This is a genomic window from Hymenobacter elongatus, assembly GCF_004745955.1.
GTDB lineage: Bacteria > Bacteroidota > Bacteroidia > Cytophagales > Hymenobacteraceae > Hymenobacter > Hymenobacter elongatus.
The window spans coordinates 34835-52442 of record NZ_SRLD01000007.1; the positions used below are offsets into that span (position 1 = coordinate 34835).

13 protein-coding genes are annotated in these 17608 nt (G+C 59.4%); 5 read left to right on the plus strand and 8 right to left on the minus strand.

The features are described 5' to 3' along the window. Positions 1-20: 20 nt before the first annotated feature. The 3 genes from E5J99_RS05200 to E5J99_RS05210 form a co-directional block, all read right to left on the minus strand. Positions 21-332 carry a hypothetical protein gene (locus E5J99_RS05200; protein ID WP_135496665.1) on the minus strand — a complete coding sequence of 104 codons (312 nt, stop codon included), beginning with the start codon at positions 330-332 and terminating at the stop codon, positions 21-23. Positions 333-375: 43 nt separating this feature from the next. Next, positions 376-693 carry a hypothetical protein gene (locus E5J99_RS05205; protein ID WP_135496666.1) on the minus strand — a complete coding sequence of 106 codons (318 nt, stop codon included), beginning with the start codon at positions 691-693 and terminating at the stop codon, positions 376-378. Between the two features lie 825 nt (positions 694-1518). Beyond that, positions 1519-2520 (minus strand): acyl transferase, encoded by a 1002-nt coding sequence (locus E5J99_RS05210; protein WP_135496667.1) that lies wholly within the window; start codon positions 2518-2520, stop codon positions 1519-1521. Positions 2521-2635: 115 nt separating this feature from the next. Between E5J99_RS05210 and E5J99_RS05215 the strand changes: the two genes are divergently transcribed. Then, on the plus strand, positions 2636-3211 hold the full coding sequence (locus E5J99_RS05215) for a hypothetical protein (protein ID WP_135496668.1): 576 nt from the start codon (positions 2636-2638) through the stop codon (positions 3209-3211). Between the two features lie 78 nt (positions 3212-3289). Here the strand turns inward: E5J99_RS05215 and E5J99_RS05220 are convergent, their stop codons facing one another. Continuing rightward, positions 3290-5704: an alpha-ketoacid dehydrogenase subunit alpha/beta gene (locus E5J99_RS05220; protein ID WP_135496669.1), complete on the minus strand. Its 2415-nt coding sequence runs from the start codon at positions 5702-5704 to the stop codon at positions 3290-3292. Positions 5705-5915: 211 nt separating this feature from the next. On the opposite strand from E5J99_RS05220, the gene E5J99_RS05225 reads away from it, so the two are divergent. The 4 genes from E5J99_RS05225 to E5J99_RS05240 all read left to right on the plus strand — a co-directional run bounded on the left by E5J99_RS05225 (position 5916) and on the right by E5J99_RS05240 (position 10751). Continuing rightward, positions 5916-6698 (plus strand): DUF1573 domain-containing protein, encoded by a 783-nt coding sequence (locus E5J99_RS05225; protein ID WP_135496670.1) that lies wholly within the window; start codon positions 5916-5918, stop codon positions 6696-6698. A 336-nt stretch (positions 6699-7034) separates the two neighbouring features. Then, the gene (gene ald, locus E5J99_RS05230; protein WP_135496671.1) at positions 7035-8162 is read left to right on the plus strand and encodes an alanine dehydrogenase; all 1128 of its coding nucleotides are present in this window, start codon (positions 7035-7037) and stop codon (positions 8160-8162) included. Between the two features lie 67 nt (positions 8163-8229). Next, the gene (locus E5J99_RS05235; protein WP_135496672.1) at positions 8230-8832 is read left to right on the plus strand and encodes an SMI1/KNR4 family protein; all 603 of its coding nucleotides are present in this window, start codon (positions 8230-8232) and stop codon (positions 8830-8832) included. Between the two features lie 14 nt (positions 8833-8846). Beyond that, on the plus strand, positions 8847-10751 hold the full coding sequence (locus E5J99_RS05240; RefSeq protein ID WP_135496673.1) for an LTA synthase family protein: 1905 nt from the start codon (positions 8847-8849) through the stop codon (positions 10749-10751). A 285-nt stretch (positions 10752-11036) separates the two neighbouring features. Here the strand turns inward: E5J99_RS05240 and E5J99_RS05245 are convergent, their stop codons facing one another. From E5J99_RS05245 to E5J99_RS05260, 4 genes are all read right to left on the minus strand, one after another. After that, positions 11037-12119: a tartrate dehydrogenase gene (locus E5J99_RS05245; protein WP_135496674.1), complete on the minus strand. Its 1083-nt coding sequence runs from the start codon at positions 12117-12119 to the stop codon at positions 11037-11039. Between the two features lie 51 nt (positions 12120-12170). Next, positions 12171-13469 (minus strand): cation:dicarboxylate symporter family transporter, encoded by a 1299-nt coding sequence (locus E5J99_RS05250; RefSeq protein WP_135496675.1) that lies wholly within the window; start codon positions 13467-13469, stop codon positions 12171-12173. A 120-nt stretch (positions 13470-13589) separates the two neighbouring features. Beyond that, positions 13590-14501 carry an AEC family transporter gene (locus E5J99_RS05255; protein ID WP_135496676.1) on the minus strand — a complete coding sequence of 304 codons (912 nt, stop codon included), beginning with the start codon at positions 14499-14501 and terminating at the stop codon, positions 13590-13592. A 140-nt stretch (positions 14502-14641) separates the two neighbouring features. Further along, the gene (locus E5J99_RS05260) at positions 14642-17530 is read right to left on the minus strand and encodes a TonB-dependent receptor (RefSeq protein ID WP_135496677.1); all 2889 of its coding nucleotides are present in this window, start codon (positions 17528-17530) and stop codon (positions 14642-14644) included. Positions 17531-17608: the final 78 nt, after the last annotated feature.

Sequence of the window (17608 nt, forward strand, 5' to 3'; positions counted from 1 at the left end):
CACACTCTCGCTACGCTGGCTTAAATGTCAAAAGACGAAAAGTCGCTGCGGTTTTGCGGGGTGCCGTAGGAAAGCTCCAGCTCGCTGTTGCCGGCCGCCGACTGACGCTCGTAATAGCCGTTGACAGCGCCGATAACGAAAGCCCCAACCAGAATAGCACCGTAGGCAAGAGCCGGGAAAGCGGCTTCAACTTCCATCTGGTTAGTAGTGTTGGGCGGGGTCGTCGTCCGGTAAGAACCCAGGGCCGAAGCGTTGGTGTGGGCTGCCGACATGAAGAAAATCACCAGCAGGCTCAGGGAAAACGCTTTGAGATGTTTACGAAGTACGTTCATGATATAAAGTATTAAAGAATTGAAGAATTGAAGAATTAAAGAATTAAATATCGAATTTCGAAAAGTCATCAGCATTCTCGGTGCTGATGATATTAGCCATTTCCAGCTGATCTTGGCCAGAATGGGAAATGTTGTAGATAAACTCACCAACGGCTCTACCAATTGCGTAGGCCCCGGCAACACCAGCCGCCAGAATACCAACGGTTGTCGTAGGGTCAAGCATCATCGTGTCGCTGTATTGCTCTATTTTATTAGTTTCAGCCTCGTATTTGCCAATGGATGTAGCATTGGTCAATGAGGTTGTGAAAAGCATGGCTACCATTGCCGATAGCACGAACGGTTTAGAGAATTTCTTTTTCATAAAATGGGTTTAAAATAAAGTGTGAATGTTAGAAAATTATGAGAGTGAGTAATACTTGTCAGGAATTTAATATATAAATACAAGATTCCTGTTTGTGGATCGATAATTCGTTTGGCGAGCACTATTTTTTCAGCTTGGGTTTTACCATGTTTTTAAATTACAGGTGCTTATTTTTTTTCGAAGCATCAAACAATTATGTCTCACCAAAACATCAATATATATTTTTGCCGTTCTATTCAGAAATCAGCCGTTGAAAAGATGTAGGTGGCGTTTATTTGCTTTGCTTGAAACAAGGATACGCTACTACATATCTAAATCATAGAATATTACACCAATCAGTATTTTGTAGGGACAAATCCTTGGATTAGGGCACATAACCGGAATGATTACTAAGTACTTCCAGGACATCATCCCGGAATGCCAGCCATGCGTCAGTCGCATGCCCGCCCACTCTCTTCCGCCACCATTACTACTGCGGGAGAGATGCTTCGACTGCACTCAGCGGACGGAATCGACTTTTTCAAAAATTCTTCAACACACTCTTATAGCGGTTTCGCGAACCGTGGCCACCCGATGCAGAGACGCGTATTCGCGTCTCATCGTTGAACGAAACCGGGCAGGCGGCGCGGGCGACGAGACGCGAATACGCGTCTCTACAGCAGCCGGGTTGCACCGTTCACGAAACCTCTGTAAGCTGGAAACAGAGGAATTCCGGTTTTCCGACAGCTTATCCAAAGCGGCACCTCCGTGCACCAGGATGCTCGTTGTGACGCTATTGTTCTCTCATTTTCAGGAGCATACGGCGCTACCTGCGGGCAACATCTGCTAGGCCATTTGGTTGCAGCCCCGCACATCCGAGTTGTCCATGCGCCCGAGCACCTCAAATGAGCCGTCGGGGTATTGCCGGGCCAGGTCTTTGGTTTCAATGAAAGCGCAGGAGTCGATGTTGGCTAAGTCAATGACATTAATGGCTCCGTCGGGGCGTGCTGCGGATACCGAGAACGGGTCGGCGGGGTCGCGCAGCAGAATGCGCAGTGGCGCGGGGCAGTGGAAGCGGCCGTCGCCGAGGCTGTAGGCCTGGGAGAGCAGCTCCGTCATGCCGTACTCCGAGTGGATGCCGGCCGGCCCAAAAGCGTGTTGCAGCTGTGCGTGTAGCTCCTCCCGAATCATTTCGCGGCGGCGGCCTTTCATGCCGCCGGTTTCGAGTACGGTCAGGTTCTGCAGCTCTGGGGCCGGACCGTATTCGGCTACTACGTCCAGCAGCGCATACGACACACCCAGGAGCATGACGCGGCGCGTGGCATCCTGCTTGGCCTCGGCCAGGGCGTGCAGCAGCGCGGCGTGGTCGTGCAGAAAAAAGGCAGGCTGCGTCTGGCCCGATTCCCGGGCAAAGAAATCGACCATCGCCACCAGCGACGACTGTCCTTGCTCCAGATACGAAGGCAGCAGCGCCAAAAAAGTCCAGCCTGTGAGCGGACCATAGATCTGCTCGAAAATATGGGCCGCGTTGCGACGGTACAGCAGCGGGTCGCGCACCAAGTGGCGGCTGCGCTGCTGCTGGGTGGTGCCGCTGCTCAGAAATACTTCCTGCGGCTGCCAGCTGGCCGGTTCGGTGCGCACCTCATGCGTTTTGAAAAACTCGATGGGCAGAAAAGGAATATCCGTCAGCTGCCGGACGGCCTCGGGTGAGCGGCCCAGATGGTGCAGCCACTGCTGGTAGGGAGGGCAATGGCGCGCCTGATACTGAAACAAGCGCAAAGCCAGCGGCTCGAAGGTAGCGGCAGAAACGGCGGAAAGCTCCGACAGAAAGGCGTCGCGGAAACTCATTATAGGGCGGCTTGGTTAGCGAGGTAGTATAACAAAGGCGGCAGCACTTCGTTGAGAAGTTGTACCTTCCGCTGTTGGGTGCGGCCCTTGCTTCTGTCCTTTATTGCTGTTTTTTATGACCACATCTAGTACTCTTACGCTTGGCACCACCGCCCTGTTAGCCGGTGTGGCCACGCTGCTGACGTCCTGCCTGGAGGCCCCCAATTATCCGACCACGCCGCGCATTGATTTCAAGGAGCTGAAGGTGGACCGCTATAATTTTGGCGGCGGCCAGACCCCCATCGACACCGTGCGCGTCACCATCGACTTCACCGACGGCGATGGTGACCTGGGCCTCGACGTCATCGGCGACAAGGAGCCGCCCTACAACCCGACCAAGCCCGATGGTACCTACAACCGCACCACACACAACTACTTTATCACGCCATACCGCCGCAAGACTCCCACCGCCGAATTTGAGGCAGTAGTTGAGAATGATATGGGTGGCAAAAACAGTCGTTTCCCACCTCTCTATAGCCCCGATGCCAAACCCGGCCCGCTGAAAGGCACCCTAACGCTGGATATTCCTTATGACTTGGGGGTACCGTTCCGGCCGGGCGAAGAGGTTCGATTCGAGGTGAGCATCATGGACCGGGCGCTCAACGAGAGCAACACGATTACGACGCCCAGCTATATCGTGCAGAAGCCTTAGCCCCCGTAGCTATGAGACAACCAAAAGCCGGCCGGATGTTCTGCATCCGGCCGGCTTTTGGTTTGTGGGGGGGGGGCGTTAGTAAATGGCCGGGAAGCGCTTGGGGTCGGCTTCCTGCATCAGCTCATACACCGCGTCGAATACGTCTTCGGCGTTGGGCTTGGAGAAGTAGTCGCCATCGGAGCCGTAGGGCGGGCGGTGAGGCTGGGCGGCCAGGCAGCGGGGCTGCGAGTCGAGGAAGCGGTAGGCTTGCTGCTCGTCGAGCACATGCTGCAGCATGTAAGCGGTGGCCCCGCCGGGTACGTCCTCATCGGCGAAGAGCACGCGGCTGGTTTTGCGCAGGCTGTCGGCAATAAGGTGCTGCACGTCGAAAGGCAACAAGGACTGCACGTCAATCACTTCTACCGAAATACCTACCTCCGCCAGCTGGCGGGCCGCATCCTGCACGATGCGACACATCGAGCCGTAGGTAACCACCGTAATATCGGTGCCTTCCTGCAGAATTTCGGGCACGCCCAGCGGTAGCGTGAACTCGCCCACGTTCTGCGGAATCCGCTCTTTCAGGCGGTAGCCATTCAGGCACTCAATCACCAACGCGGGCTCATCGGAGCGCAACAGCGTGTTGTAGAAGCCCGCCGCCTGCGTCATGTCGCGCGGCACCAGCACGTGCATACCCCGGATGCTGCTCAGAATCATGCCAATGGGTGAGCCCGAATGCCAGACGCCTTCCAGCCGGTGGCCGCGCGTACGCACGATAAGTGGTGCCTTCTGCCCGCCTTTGGTGCGGTACTGGAGGCACGCCACGTCATCCGACAAAATCTGGATGGCATAGAGCAGATAATCCAGGTACTGAATTTCGGTGATGGGGCGCAGGCCGCGCAAGGCGGCCCCGATGCCCTGCCCCACAATGGTGCACTCCCGGATACCGGTATCGGTCACCCGCAGCTCCCCGAACTTGTCCTGCAAGCCGGCAAACGCCTGGTTTACGTCCCCGATCCGGCCGACGTCCTCGCCGATGGCAAAGATGGTGGGGTCGCGCCGGAAGTTGGCTTCGAAACAAGCCTGCAGCACTTCCCGGCCATCGACCTGGGGTGCGTTGGGGGCAAACTCAGCGGGTACTTCGGCAATGTTCAGCGCAGCTTGCTCGCTTTGGCTGTAGAGGTAGGAGTTGTAGCGGTCGGCGTTTTCGGCCAGTACTTGCTCCAGGTAGTTCTGTAGGTTGCGGCGGGCCCCACTGCGCGTTTCGCGCACGAAGCGCAACGCCCGCCGCACGGTCCGCACGATGTCGGCCCGAATAGGCGTGGGGTTGTGACGCAGGTGCTCCACCATGTCGTGCAGGGCGTTTTCCTGCCCGGTTTCAGCCACCAGCTTTTCCAGCAGCGTCACGGCCTCGTCGCGCTCCTCTTTGATGGGGTTGAAGAAGGCATCCCAGGCGGCCACGCGGGCTTTCTTCACCACGTCCTTCGTCTCACTCTCAATCTGGTCGAGCTCTTCGGCGCTGGCGTGGCCTTCGCTGAGCAGCCACTCGCGCATCTTGCGCAGGCAGTCGTGCTCTTCCTCCCACGAGAGGCGTTCTTTGCTCTTGTAGCGCTCGTGCGAGCCCGAGGTAGAGTGCCCCTGGGGCTGGGTGACTTCCGTGACGTGCACCAACACCGGCACATGCTCGCGGCGGCACACCTCAGCGGCCCGCAGATACGTATCGACCAAGGCAGGATAGTCCCAGCCTTTCACCACGAAAATCTCGAAGCCCTGCTCGCCCGGCGCGTTGCGCTGGAAGCCGGCCAGGATTTCGCTGATGCTCTGTTTGGTCGTCTGATATTCGGCGGGCACCGAAATGCCGTAGTGGTCGTCCCACACCGAAACCAGCATCGGAATCTGAAGCACACCAGCGGCATTGATGGCTTCGAAAAACATGCCCTCCGACGTACTGGCGTTGCCAATAGTGCCGAATGCTACTTCGTTGCCATTCACCGAAAACTGCTTCAGCTCGCTCAGCTCCGGATTGTTGCGGTAGAGCTTGGAAGCGTAGGCCAGCCCCACGAGGCGCGGCATCTGCGAGGCCGTGGGCGAAACGTCGGCCGAGGAGTTTTTCAGTTCCGCCAGGTTGCGGAAGTTGCCGTCCTCATCGAGCAGGCGGGTGGCAAAGTGGCCATTCATGGCGCGGCCGGCGGTGGCGGGCTCGGCCTCGGCATCGGGGTGGGCGTAGAGCTGGGCAAAATACTGCTGCAGGCTCAGCTCGCCGGCGGCAAACATGAAGGTCTGGTCGCGGTAGTAGCCGGAGCGAAAGTCGCCGGGCTGGAAGGCGCGGGCCATAGCCAGCTGGGGCAGCTCTTTGCCGTCGCCGAAGATGCCGAACTTGGCTTTGCCCATGAATACTTCCTTGCGGCCCGCTAAGGAAGCCTGCCGGCTTTCCCAGCCCAGGCGGTAGTCACGGAGCAACTCTTCTTTGCTAAGGGCGGCAGCGGCCGCTACGAGGGGTTCAGCAGTGGGCATATCAACGGGAAGTAGGCGGGAAGTATGGGGCAAAAAAATCGGAGTGGGAAAGCCTGCCGCAGTAGCAGGCTCCCAAAAGTACGGATTTGGGCGCGAGCTTTCACGAGGCAGCTTCCCCGCACCCCTACGAAGGAGGGTGGTTTTTGTCTATCTTTGAATTACGGAGCCCGCTAGAAAGCTCTGCTACAGTCCCGACTATTCCTTCCCCTACATGAAAAACTTCGTCTCGCTTTTCCTGGCCCTGTGCTTCAGCCTGGCCCAACTCGGGGCCCGCGCCCAGGGCACCATGACGTTTGAAAAAGACCTCCATGACTTCGGCAGCGTGGCCGAAGGCACCATGGCGACCTACGAGTTCAAGTTCAAGAATACCGGCACTCAGCCCATCATCATTGCCAACGTGCAGGCCTCCTGCGGCTGCACCACGCCCGACTGGACCAAGACGCCGGTGCTGCCCGGCAAAAGCGGCATCATCAAGGCCATGTACAGCAGTGCCGGCCGGCCCGGGGTTTTCAACAAAACCGTGACCGTAACCAGCAACGCCAGCACGCCGAGCACAGTGCTCACCATCAAAGGCAGCGTCCTGAACAAGGATGAGGTGAAGGCCACTCTGACGCCTGCCCAGCTGGCGCAGTCGCCCCGCCTGGTGCTGGACCGCACCGCCCACGATTTCGGCAAGATGGAAGCCGGCCAGCAGCCCACCGCCCGCTTCACGGTGAAGAACGGAGGCAAGCAGGACCTGGTGCTGGGCATGCTCTCGTCGGCCTGCAACTGCGTGGGCTACAAGGCCACTCCTACTCCCATCAAGCCGGGTCAGAGCAGCACGGTAGAGCTGATTTACGGCCAGCGCCAACTCGGCAAGATGGCTGATGTGGTGACCATCAGCTCCAACGACATGAGCGGTGACACTAAACTGACGCTGAAAGCCAACGTGGTGCGCGACCTGAATGCGGCCAGCATGGTGAAGGAAAGCGGCGTTGCGGTACCGTTTAAGTAATACTTGGCTATCCTGTTTCCTCTGGCGGCTGCCTGCAAAGCACCTGTCTCACCTGCGTGGCAAACGCCGCTCAACCTGCAAAGCCTCTTACCCGCGCCGGTAAGGGGCTTTGTGCTTGTAATAAGCTGTTGTAGGAATAAAGAGGCCGGTGCTTTGCAGGCAGCCGCCAGAGGAAACAGGACAGCTCTGACCAGGGTCAGTTTATTTCAAATGCAACCCAGCGGAACCTTCCTGGTCAATATCCGCATTTTACACCCATTGAAGCCGGCTTAATTCGTATCTTTGCGGCCGTTTTCAGCTAGTATTTTCCCCACCACCCCACTCTTAGTTTCTGCCATGCTAATCGGCGTACCGAAAGAAATCAAAAACAACGAAAACCGTGTCGGCCTCACCCCTGCTGGCGTAGCCGAATTCCGCAAGCACGGCCACGAGGTATACGTGCAAGCTACTGCCGGCTTGGGCAGCGGTTTTCAGGACGCTGAGTATGAGCAGGCTGGCGCTACTATTTTGGCTACCATTGCCGAAGTATATGGCAAGGCAGAAATGATTGTGAAGGTAAAAGAGCCCATTCAGGAGGAGTACAGCCTCATTAAGGAAGGCCAGCTGCTATTTACTTATTTCCACTTCGCCAGCGGCGAAGAGCTGACCCACGCCATGATTGAGCGCAAGGCGGTGTGCCTGGCGTACGAAACCGTGGAGCTGCCCAACCGGGCGCTGCCCCTGCTCATTCCGATGAGCGAAGTGGCGGGCCGGATGGCTCCGCAGGAAGGTGCCAAGTATTTGGAGAAACCCCTGAAAGGCCGTGGTATTCTGCTCGGTGGCGTGCCCGGTGTGAAGCCCGCCCAAGTGCTGGTACTCGGTGGCGGCGTAGTGGGTACGCAGGCGGCCAAAATCGCGGCTGGTCTGGGTGCTCAGGTGACCATTATGGACATCAGCCTGAATCGCCTGCGCGAGCTGGACGACTTCATGCCTAAGAACGTGGTGACGCAGTATTCCAACGAGTACAACATTCGCGAAGCCATCAAAACTGCCGACCTCATCGTGGGTGCCGTACTCATTCCGGGTGCTAAGGCTCCGCACCTCATCACGCGCGACATGCTCAAGACCATGCGCGCCGGTACTGTGGTAGTGGACGTAGCCGTGGATCAGGGTGGCTGCATTGAAACCTGCCGCCCTACGACGCACGAAAACCCCACCTTCATCATCGACGACGTAGTGCATTACTGCGTGGCCAACATGCCCGGTGCCGTGCCGTACACCTCTACGCTGGCGCTGACCAACGCTACGCTGCCCTATGCAGTGAAGCTGGCCAACCTGGGCTGGCAGGAAGCGTGCCGCCGCGACGCGGCGCTGCGCCTGGGCCTGAACGTGGTGCATGGTGAGGTAGTATACCAAGGCGTGGCCGATGCCTGGAACCTGCCGATGGTCAACGTGGAGACCGTGCTGGAAACAGCGTACGCCTAAGCACTTTTTTCTCTGAGAAAAGCCTTCCCGATTTAATCGTCGGGGAGGCTTTTTTGTAACGGATTCTATGAAAGGAATACTCTATACCGGCGGCGAGCTGACGGACCTTGTGCACTTTGCCCGCCTTCCCTCCTACCTGCAGGCATTTCTGCGCGAGCAGAACGGCGTGGTGGCGTACTTCGGCGGGCTGCACATCCGGGGCTGCGTGAGCGAGCCGACCTGGCACGCGCTACACACGGCCTGGCAGGGCGAAATGGCCTTCTGGCGCACGTACGCCGAGGTGCAGGAAACCGATATTCCCTTCGCCCAGGACTGCGTGGGCAACCAGTTTCTGCTGCGCGGCGACGCAGTGCTGTTTCTGGACACCGAAACCGGCGAGCTGGCCGATCTGGAAGTGGACTTCAAGCACTTCCTGTTTGGGGTCGAGAAATTTCCGCTCGATGCGTTGGGCATGGAGCCGCTGCGCGGCTTCCAGCAGCACGGCGGCGCGCTGCAGCCCGGCGAGCTACTGAGCCTGTATCCGCCGGTCTGCATTGCTTCGGCAGAACGCAAACCCAAGATTAACATCCAGCCGGCCGCCGACCGCTTGGCCTGGCTGGCCGATTTTCACCGCCAGATCAAAGATTTGCCCAGCGGCCAGCGCATTCACCTCAAGCCCAGCCAGGACTAACGCCTTCCGCCCGCATGCTGCTCCCTCCGTTACTGCGTTTGCTGCTGCGCCGCTTGCTCCTGCTGATGGGCGCTTATCTGGTGCTGCGGCTGGGTTTTTATGTGGCCAACCGCCCAGCCTTTCTGGAGGCGAGCAGTAGTCAGCTGGTGCTGGCATTCTGGCACGGCTTTCGGTTCGATGTTTCGGCGGTGCTGCTGCAGAGCGTGCCCTTCTTGCTGCTGTCGTTGGTGCCGGCGTTTGGCAGGGGCTGGCAGCAGTTGTTGCGCGGACTGTACCTGGTGCTGCACGCCCCGGCGCTGGCCGTCAATATTATCGACAGCGAGTATTTCAAATTCATTGGTCGGCGCACCAGCAACGAGCTGTTTACCATCACGGGCGATATTCAGCGGCAGGCCGGGCAGCTGGCGGGGCACTACTGGTTTCTGCTGATTCCGTTCACCGTGCTACTGGGGCTGCTGTGGTATTTCTATCCTATGCCCACGGCCCAGGACGCAGAATACTACGCTCGGGAGCCCCGCTCCATTCGGCGTTTTGCCCGCTACGTGCTGGAAGTTGCGGGCCTGGCCTTGGGCACGGTATTAGGCATTCGGGGTGGTCTGCAGCTCAAGCCCTTGCGCACCGGCCACGCCTTTATGCAAACGCTGCCGGTACTGGGCCACGTGGTGCTCAATAGTACATTCACCTTTCAGAAAAGCGTGGGCTACGTTCCGGTGGAGCGGCGCACCTACTTCACTGATCCGGCTGCGCTGCACAAGGCCCTGGCAATTCATAAGCCCGGCCCGCGCCCCAACGCGCCCCGCGACAACGTGGTTATTCTGCTGGTCGAGAGCTTTGCTTCCGAATACACGGGCATCGAGAACGAGGGCCAGGGCTACACGCCCTTCTTCGATTCGTTGGCTACGAAAGGACTGTTGTTTCGGGAGCACTACGCCAACGGCCGACGCTCCATCGATGCCCTGCCGGCCGTGCTGGCCGGGTTGCCGGGCCTGATGGAAGGCTCCTTTATCACCTCCAACTTCCAGACCGACGAGCTGCACGGACTAGGCGAGCTACTGGACCGGCACGGCTACACTACTTCCGTCTTTCATGGGGCCACCAATGGCACAATGGGTTTCAATACCTTCGCTGGCATGGCCGGTATTCAGCGCTATTATGGCCTGAATGAGTACCCTGGCGGCGCGAAAAGCCCGGATTTTGACGGCCACTGGGGCATTTTTGATGAGCCCTACCTACAGTACTTTGCCCGCGAGCTTGGCAAGCAGCCCGAGCCGTTTCTCTCCACGGTGTTCACGCTGACCTCACACGAGCCGTTCCCGGTTCCGGCCCGGTACGCGGGCAAGTTCGCGCCCGGCGAGCTGCCGATTCACGCTTCCATCGGCTACACCGATTTTTCGCTGCGGCAGTTTTTCAAAGCCGCCGCCACCCAGCCCTGGTATAGTCGTACGCTGTTCATTCTGCTGGCCGACCACACGTCCCAGTCGCAGCGGCCCGACTACCAGAATGTGCTGGGCAGCTTCAAAACGCCGCTATTGCTGTTTCATCCGGGCCGCGCCCTGCCAGCGGCCGATGTGCACCGTATCACCCAGCAGGCCGACGTGACGGCCACTGTAGTCGACTATTTAGGCGTTGGAAATGCGGCCCAGCTCCTGCCCTTTGGCTACTCCGTGTTCGACTCTACCACTACCGGCCGGGCCCTGTTTCTGCGCGACAATTCCCACTACCTGGTTCACCAGGACTTCGTAACCGAATTGACGGCTACCAACCAAGTGCGGCTCTATCCTTACCGGACGCACAATATGCCCGCCGAGCCGCTCCCCAATCCTGACCCGCAGAAGCTGAAGCAGTACGGCGACGAGCTCAAGGCCTGTCTGCAGCTGTTCACCGACGGATTGCTGGACAATACGCTCTACAAGCACTAACCGGAGTCAGGCTACCAGCGCCGGGCGTGGGGTATGCTTGCTCCAGAACGTGTTTAGGATTTTACTTTTCGTGTCATGCTCATCTGGCGTCCGCTTGTCGAAGCATCCCTCCCGCAGTAGTAATTGACTTTACCAGTGCGGGAGAGATGCTTCGACTGCGCGGACGCCAGATCAGGCATGACGGAATCGACTTTTTTGAAAATCCCCAAATACGCTCTTATACCACTTGCGAATGATCGACTCGATTTCCTTGGCTGTCGCACTGCTGACGCTTCCTAGGTGTAATTAGCGGGCAGCGGTTTCGAGCGCCTGGCACACGGCCTTGGTCATTTCGGTGGTCGAGCTGGTGCCGCCCAAATCCCGGGTCCGGACGCACTGCTCCCGCAGCACGGTTTCGATGGCGTGCATGAGCTGGGCCGCGAGTTGCGTCTCCCCCAAAAATGCGAGCATCATCTGCACCGACCAGATGCTGGCAATAGGATTGGCCACATTCTTTCCCACTAGGCTGAAGGCCGAGCCATGAATGGCCTGAAACAGGCTGGGGTACTGACGCTCAGGATTTAGATTGGCACTCGGGGCCAGCCCCATACTCCCCGTCAAGGCCGCGCCAAGGTCGCTGAGGATGTCGCCGAAGAGGTTGGAGGCCACAAATACGTCCACGGTTTCGGGTTGGCTCACCATGCGGGCGGTCATGGAATCGACCAGCTGCTGGTCGGTAGCCACCGTAGGGTATTGGGCGGCTACCTGCTGAAATACTTCATCCCAGAATACCATGTTGTGCTGCATGCTGTTGGACTTGGTCACGTTGGTGACCAGCCGGTGGCCGTGCTGCTGGGCATAGTCGAAGGCAAAGCGCATCACCCGCTCCGTGGCGCTGCGGGTAAAGACTATCGACTGAATGGCGACTTCCCACGCCTTGCCCTGGTGTAGCCGCCCGCCCACACCGGCATACTCACCTTCGGAGTTTTCCCGGATGCACACCATGTTGATGGGGTGCTGCCCGGGGTTGCGCAAGGGTGTGGCCACGCCCGTCAGCAGGCGCATGGGCCGCAGGTTCACGTACTGGTCGAAACCCTGCCGAATCGTGAGCAGCAAGCCCCACAAGGTGATGTGGTCGGGAATAGCCGGGCTGCCCACGGGGCCCATCAGCAGCGCATCGAACCCACCCGCCTCCAGCTGTTGCAGCCCATCGGCGGGCATCATGGCCCCGGTTTTGTGGTAGTAGGCCGAGCTCCAGTCGAACTCCCGGCACGCAAAGCGCACACCACCATGCAGCTGCTCCAGCTTGCGGAGCACCTGCTGGCTGGCGGCAATAACTTCGGGACCAATACCATCGGCGGGAAAAACAGCGAGATTGAAATGCTTCATACGGTACGAAATAAGGAGCCCGCCCGACGCACAAGGCCATGGGAGGCCGACCTAGCGCTCCGGCACGCCCTCACGCGGCTCTACCGGTAGGTTGGGCAGGGAAGGGTTGTACTGCTCAAGTGCCTCGGCAACCGTCGATACCGTCGTCTTACCGCCTAGCATCCTCGCCACCTGAGCGTGGTCGAGGGCTCCTTCGTTGTGGGCCAAAAAGATGGTAGCCACGCCGTTGCCGATAAAGTTGGTGATGGAGCGGGCCTCCGACATGAACCGATCCACGCCCAGCAGCAACGCCAGCCCTTCGACGGGAATCACCTTGACGGCCGTGAGCGTACTGGCCAGCACGACAAATCCGGAGCCCGTGACGCCGGCCGCGCCTTTGCTGGTCACCATCAGAATGCCGATGATGGTCAGCATCTGGGAACCGGTCAGCTCCACGTTAAAAACCTGGGCCAGAAAGATGGTCGCCAACGACAGATAGATGGTAGTGCCGTCGAGGTTGAACGAGTAGCCGGCCGGAACTACCAGGCCCACCACGGGCTTGGCGCAGCCCAGGCGCTCCAGCTTTTCCATGAGGCCTGGCAGGCCGGCTTCCGAGGAGGAAGTGCCCAGCACAATCAGCAGCTCTTCCTTAATGTAGCTTAGAAACGCGAGGATGCTCACGCGGCAGTAGCGCAAAATGGAGCCCAGCACCAGAAACACAAACAAGGCCATGGTGGTGTACACGGTGAGCATGAGCTTGGCCAGCGGCAGCAGCGTGGCAATACCGTATTTGCCGATGGTGAAGGCCATGCCGCCAAAGGCCCCGATGGGCGCAAATATCATGACCAGGTGCAGGCCCTTGAACACGTATTTCGAAGCCCAGTTGAGGCGGTCGATGATGGGCTGGCGGCCGGTGTAGCGGCTCAGCACCATGCCTAGCACGATAGACAAGAGCAGAACCTGCAGCGTCAGGTTGTCGGCCAGAAAGTGCAGCCAGGAAAACTCGCCGGCCCGCTGCGTGAACTCCCCTACTGCCTGCCCGTTGAGCTTGCCCGTGGCTACGCCGGCCCCCGGCCGGATGACGTAGGCCACACCGATACCGATAAGCAAGGCCAGGGTAGTCACGATTTCAAAGTACAGCAGCGCCTTGCCGCCAATGCGCCCCACCTTCTTCAGGTCGCCCATGCTGCTGATGCCCAGCGTGATGGTCAGGAAGATGATAGGGTTGATAAAGAGCTTGACGACGTTGATAAACGCCTTGCCCAGCACATCCATCCTGACGGCAGTTTCGGGGGCAAAGTGCCCCAGCAGCGCCCCCGCCACAATGGCAGTCAGCACCCAGAACGTAAGATTGGTGACGATTTTTTTCATAAAATCAAGGGCTAAGCCCGGATGCGGGGACGGAAAAAGAGGAACTCAGACCAGCAGAAACCAATGCCTCGGTCTGCTGGTGTTGGGCAAGAGGCTAGTGCCGCGCAAGCTACTAACGCCCTAGCTTCGGGTGAGCCACCAGCCCAGCAAAGCCAGCAACGGCAAGGAGAGCGGGATGCCCAGGCCCACCATTTGGGCGGCCAGCGGCGGATTGAGCCCATACCGCTCGGCCACCACGGCGGCGGTGTTCATCGGCCCAATAGCGGCCCCCAGCACGCAGAGGTCTACCACGCGGCCGTGCTGCTGGGCCAAGACGTGGTACAGGCCATAAATCAGCAGCGGGGCCAGCACCAGCTTGTAAGACAAGCCCAGCAGCAGCGCCCGGCCGTGGTGCCGGGGCACCGACAGGTTCATCTGCAGACCCACTGAAAGCAGGGCAATAACGGAGAAGGGCGCGCTCAGCTTTTCCAACACGCCGCGCACCAGAGCCGGGTGCTCGTAGCCCGCGGCATTGGCCCCCATAGCCAGCACAAAGGCCAGAAACGGCGGAAACCGCAGCACATTGCCCAGCATGGCACGCCACGAGGGTTCGGCGGCTCCGTACCAGGAAGCCACGGCAACGCCCAGCGTGACGCCAATCAGAAACGAGCCGGCCTGGCTCATCATGATGCCCAGCTCCAGGCCTTCGTGCCCATAGAGCAGCTCAAAAATCGGGAAGCCGACAAAAGAGGTGCTGCTGATGCCGGCCGTCAGAATCAGGGCGCCAGTGGTGCCGCGCCCGAGCTGCAGGTGCCGGCCTACGGCTGTGAAGAAAAGGAAGCTGGCCCCGAACAGGAGCCACGGGGCCAGCACCGGCAGCAGAAAGTGCCGGTCGAGCGTAGCATCAGCCAGGTGTAGAAACGTGAGGGCCGGCATGAAAACCAGGACCAGCAGCTGGTTGAGCACTGCCGCAGTACCCGCCGGCACGGCCTGCCGCCACCGCAACACCGCCCCCAGACCCAGACACACGAGCAGCAGGACCAGGTTTGTCATGGGCAATACCACGTAGAAAAGCAGCCCATTCGGGCGAGTTAAGCCGAAGCACTCCTACTACTCCGTTGCAGCGAAAGGCACCGGACGCGCCCGGTAACAGTACCTCGGCCCGACTTGGTCCGACTACTTGCTTTTCGGATTTAGAAAGTAAACGTCAGGTTGGTGTAGTAATACGACCCGTTGAAGCCAAACTGCGCCACGTTGCGGGAATAGGGAATTTCGCCGTTTGAGTAGCTGGCAAAGCGGTTGGCGTCCACCTTATCCGGGTAGACATTGGTGATGTTGTTGGCGCCCACCGTCACCGACACTACTTTGGCCGGAGTATACACTAGGGCTAAGTCGAAGAGTGTCTTGCCGTCGAACTCCTGGCTGATATGCCGTGGGTTGGGAATGGCGGTAGTAGCCGTTGGCTTTTCGTAGGCCGTAACGGCCCCGAAGTACGAGGCGCGGGGCGTGATACTGAACTTGCCTACCTGGTAGGTGGCCGACAGCAGAATCTTCTGGCGCGGCTGCGCGCGCTCAATCAGACCAATGCTCACCGTATCGATCAGCAGAATTTTATTCGCAGTGCCTGCTTGCAGAGCCGCGGGCGTGTCGCGGGTATCGCTAATGTTGGTGGCATTGAACGTCAGGGCCAGGCTGGCCGTGAGGCGGCTGCTTTCGGTGAACTCCGTTTTGTAGGTCGTCACCAAATCGATGCCGCGGGTTTGGGTATTGATGGCGTTGGTGAAGAAGCGAATTTCGCTGATGCCATCGAAGGCGGGCGTTTGCAGGGCCTTAATCCCCGTAGCAGCCGAGCCTTTAATCAGCCGTTCGCTATTGATAATCCGGTCGGTGATGTCAATCTGGTAGGCATCCAGGGTGAAGAGCAGGTTTTCGCCGAGCTTGGCGGCCACGCCCAGGCTGTAGTTCCAGGAAGTTTCGGCTTTGGGAGCCTTTATGCCCAGCGGCACCAGGCGCGCGTCATCGTTGCGCAGCTGCTTGGTTTGCACAATGGCGCCGGACTGCACCGTGGAAGTACTCACGCTGTTGAAGGTTTGCTGCAGCGACGGAGCCCGGAAGCCGCGGTTGATGGAGCCCCGGAGCGAGATGCCCTCCGTCACCTTGAAGCGCGAAGCAAACTTGCCCGACACGTTGCTGCCAAAGTCAGAATACCGCTCGTAGCGCAGCGCCGTGGTCAGCAGCAGGCGTTCGGTAAGGTCACTTTCCACATCCACGTACACGCCCACGTTGGAGCGGGTGGTATTGGTTTCGTCGTCGGGAGCAATGCCCGGCCGGCCGCTCGAGCCGGGTGCCTTGGCCGTGCGGGGCGGAGTAGCCGTAGGCGCTGCCAGCGCAAACGGCCCCACGAAGTAAGACTCGGGGCTGCCGCGCTCCAGAATGAACTGGTCGACCCGAAACTGGCTACCCAGGGCCAGGTTAAACGACTTGGTGCCAAAGAGCCCCGCAAAATTGCGCGACACGTTCACCTCACTCGTGCTCTGGCCAAAGGCGCTGCGACCCACGTAGAAATCGGTGGGAGAATCAGCGCCCATTGATGGATTGGAGGTGTTGTTGGCGTTCAGGTCGAGGTAGTTGTAGCCGTAGCCGGTGCTGAAGTCGAGGTTCCAGCCCCCGGCCAGCTTGCGGCTCACACCCACCACGCCGGAGTAGTCGTCGCTGCGGCCGGGCAGCTCAGGCAGGTAGCCATCGGGGTGAATGGGGCTGTAGTTGACGTTGGCAGGCTGGGCATTGCGGAAAAAGCCGTAGGCCAGAATATTCTTGCGGGAAAAGCCGCCGAAGCTGTACACCGACCAGCCACTGCCACCCACGGGCATGCCCAGGTTGAAAAAGCCCTGGTAGATATCCGCCTGGTTGCTGCCATACACGCCTACTTTGAACGGCTGCCCTACCTGCGGATAGATGTTGCCCCGCTCGGTGCGCTTGGCGTTTTCGCTCGCAACCTGGGCAGCCGTGGGCTGGCCCGGCAGCGCCGGAAAAGCCGTGTAGATGCCGCCCACGTAGTTGTCGGAGCGGTTGGTTTGCTCCTGTCGCTGGTACTGCAAGGTCAGATTCAGGTAGCCCGGATTCGTTTTGCCCAGCTTCAGCCCGTAGTTGGCACCGGCCAGGTACTGGGCTCCGTCGCCTTCCCTGGTAATACCAAACTGCGTTTTGACGGTGGCTATTCCCGTGCTTTTGTTCAGACCCAGGTTGATAACGCCGGCAATGGCATCGGAGCCGTATTGGGCCGCAGCGCCGTCGCGCAATACTTCGATGCGCTCGATGGCCAGGGAGGGAATGGCGTTCAAATCCGTTACTACGGTACCTGCCCCCACGGTTACATTCAGGTTCAGGGCCGAAAACTGGTGGCGGCGCTTGCCATCCACGAGCACCAGCACCTGGTCGGGCGAGAGGCCGCGCAGGGAAGCCGGGTCGGCGTAGTTGGCCACGCCATTGACCCCAGTTTTGGCCGAGTTGAATGAAGGCGAGTTGAACTGCACCTGCTGGCCCAGATCCGTTTGCCCGGTCAGCTGCAGCTCCTTGGCATTCAGCACATCCACCGGGGAAGGGCGCTCTACGTCGGTGCGGGGCAAGCCGCGGGAACCCACTACGGTAACTTCGCTCAGGTCAGTGGTACTCGTTTCCAGGCGCACTTCCAGCGTGGTCCGGTCCCCAACGGTAAGTTGCTGGCTCTTGAAGCCAATGGCCGATACCACCAGAGAAGCGCCCGGCTTTACGGTGAGCGAAAAGCGACCGTCGGCATCGGTACTGGTGCCATTGGTGGTACCCTGCTCCACTACCGTAGCGCCCGGAATAGCCTCCCCGCCCGCACCCGTAATTCGCCCCGAAACGGACTGGTCGGCGGTGAAACTCCCGGTGCGGAGCAGGATGTTTTCCGGCTTCTTTATTAGGCGGAACATTGCCTCCGGCATGGCAGGCACGCTGGTCCGGTGGGCTACCGCAGCGCCCGGCAAGGCCAGCAGCAGAAAAAGAACCTGCCCGGGCAGCAGCGGCCGACGGTAGGAAGAGAAGAGTAAAGGAGTCTTCATGTGGTGGGATTGGGGGCTGAGAAGGTGCGAGAACGAAGAAAAAAGCACTACCCAGCCAGAAAAGGCTGAGGGAAAATG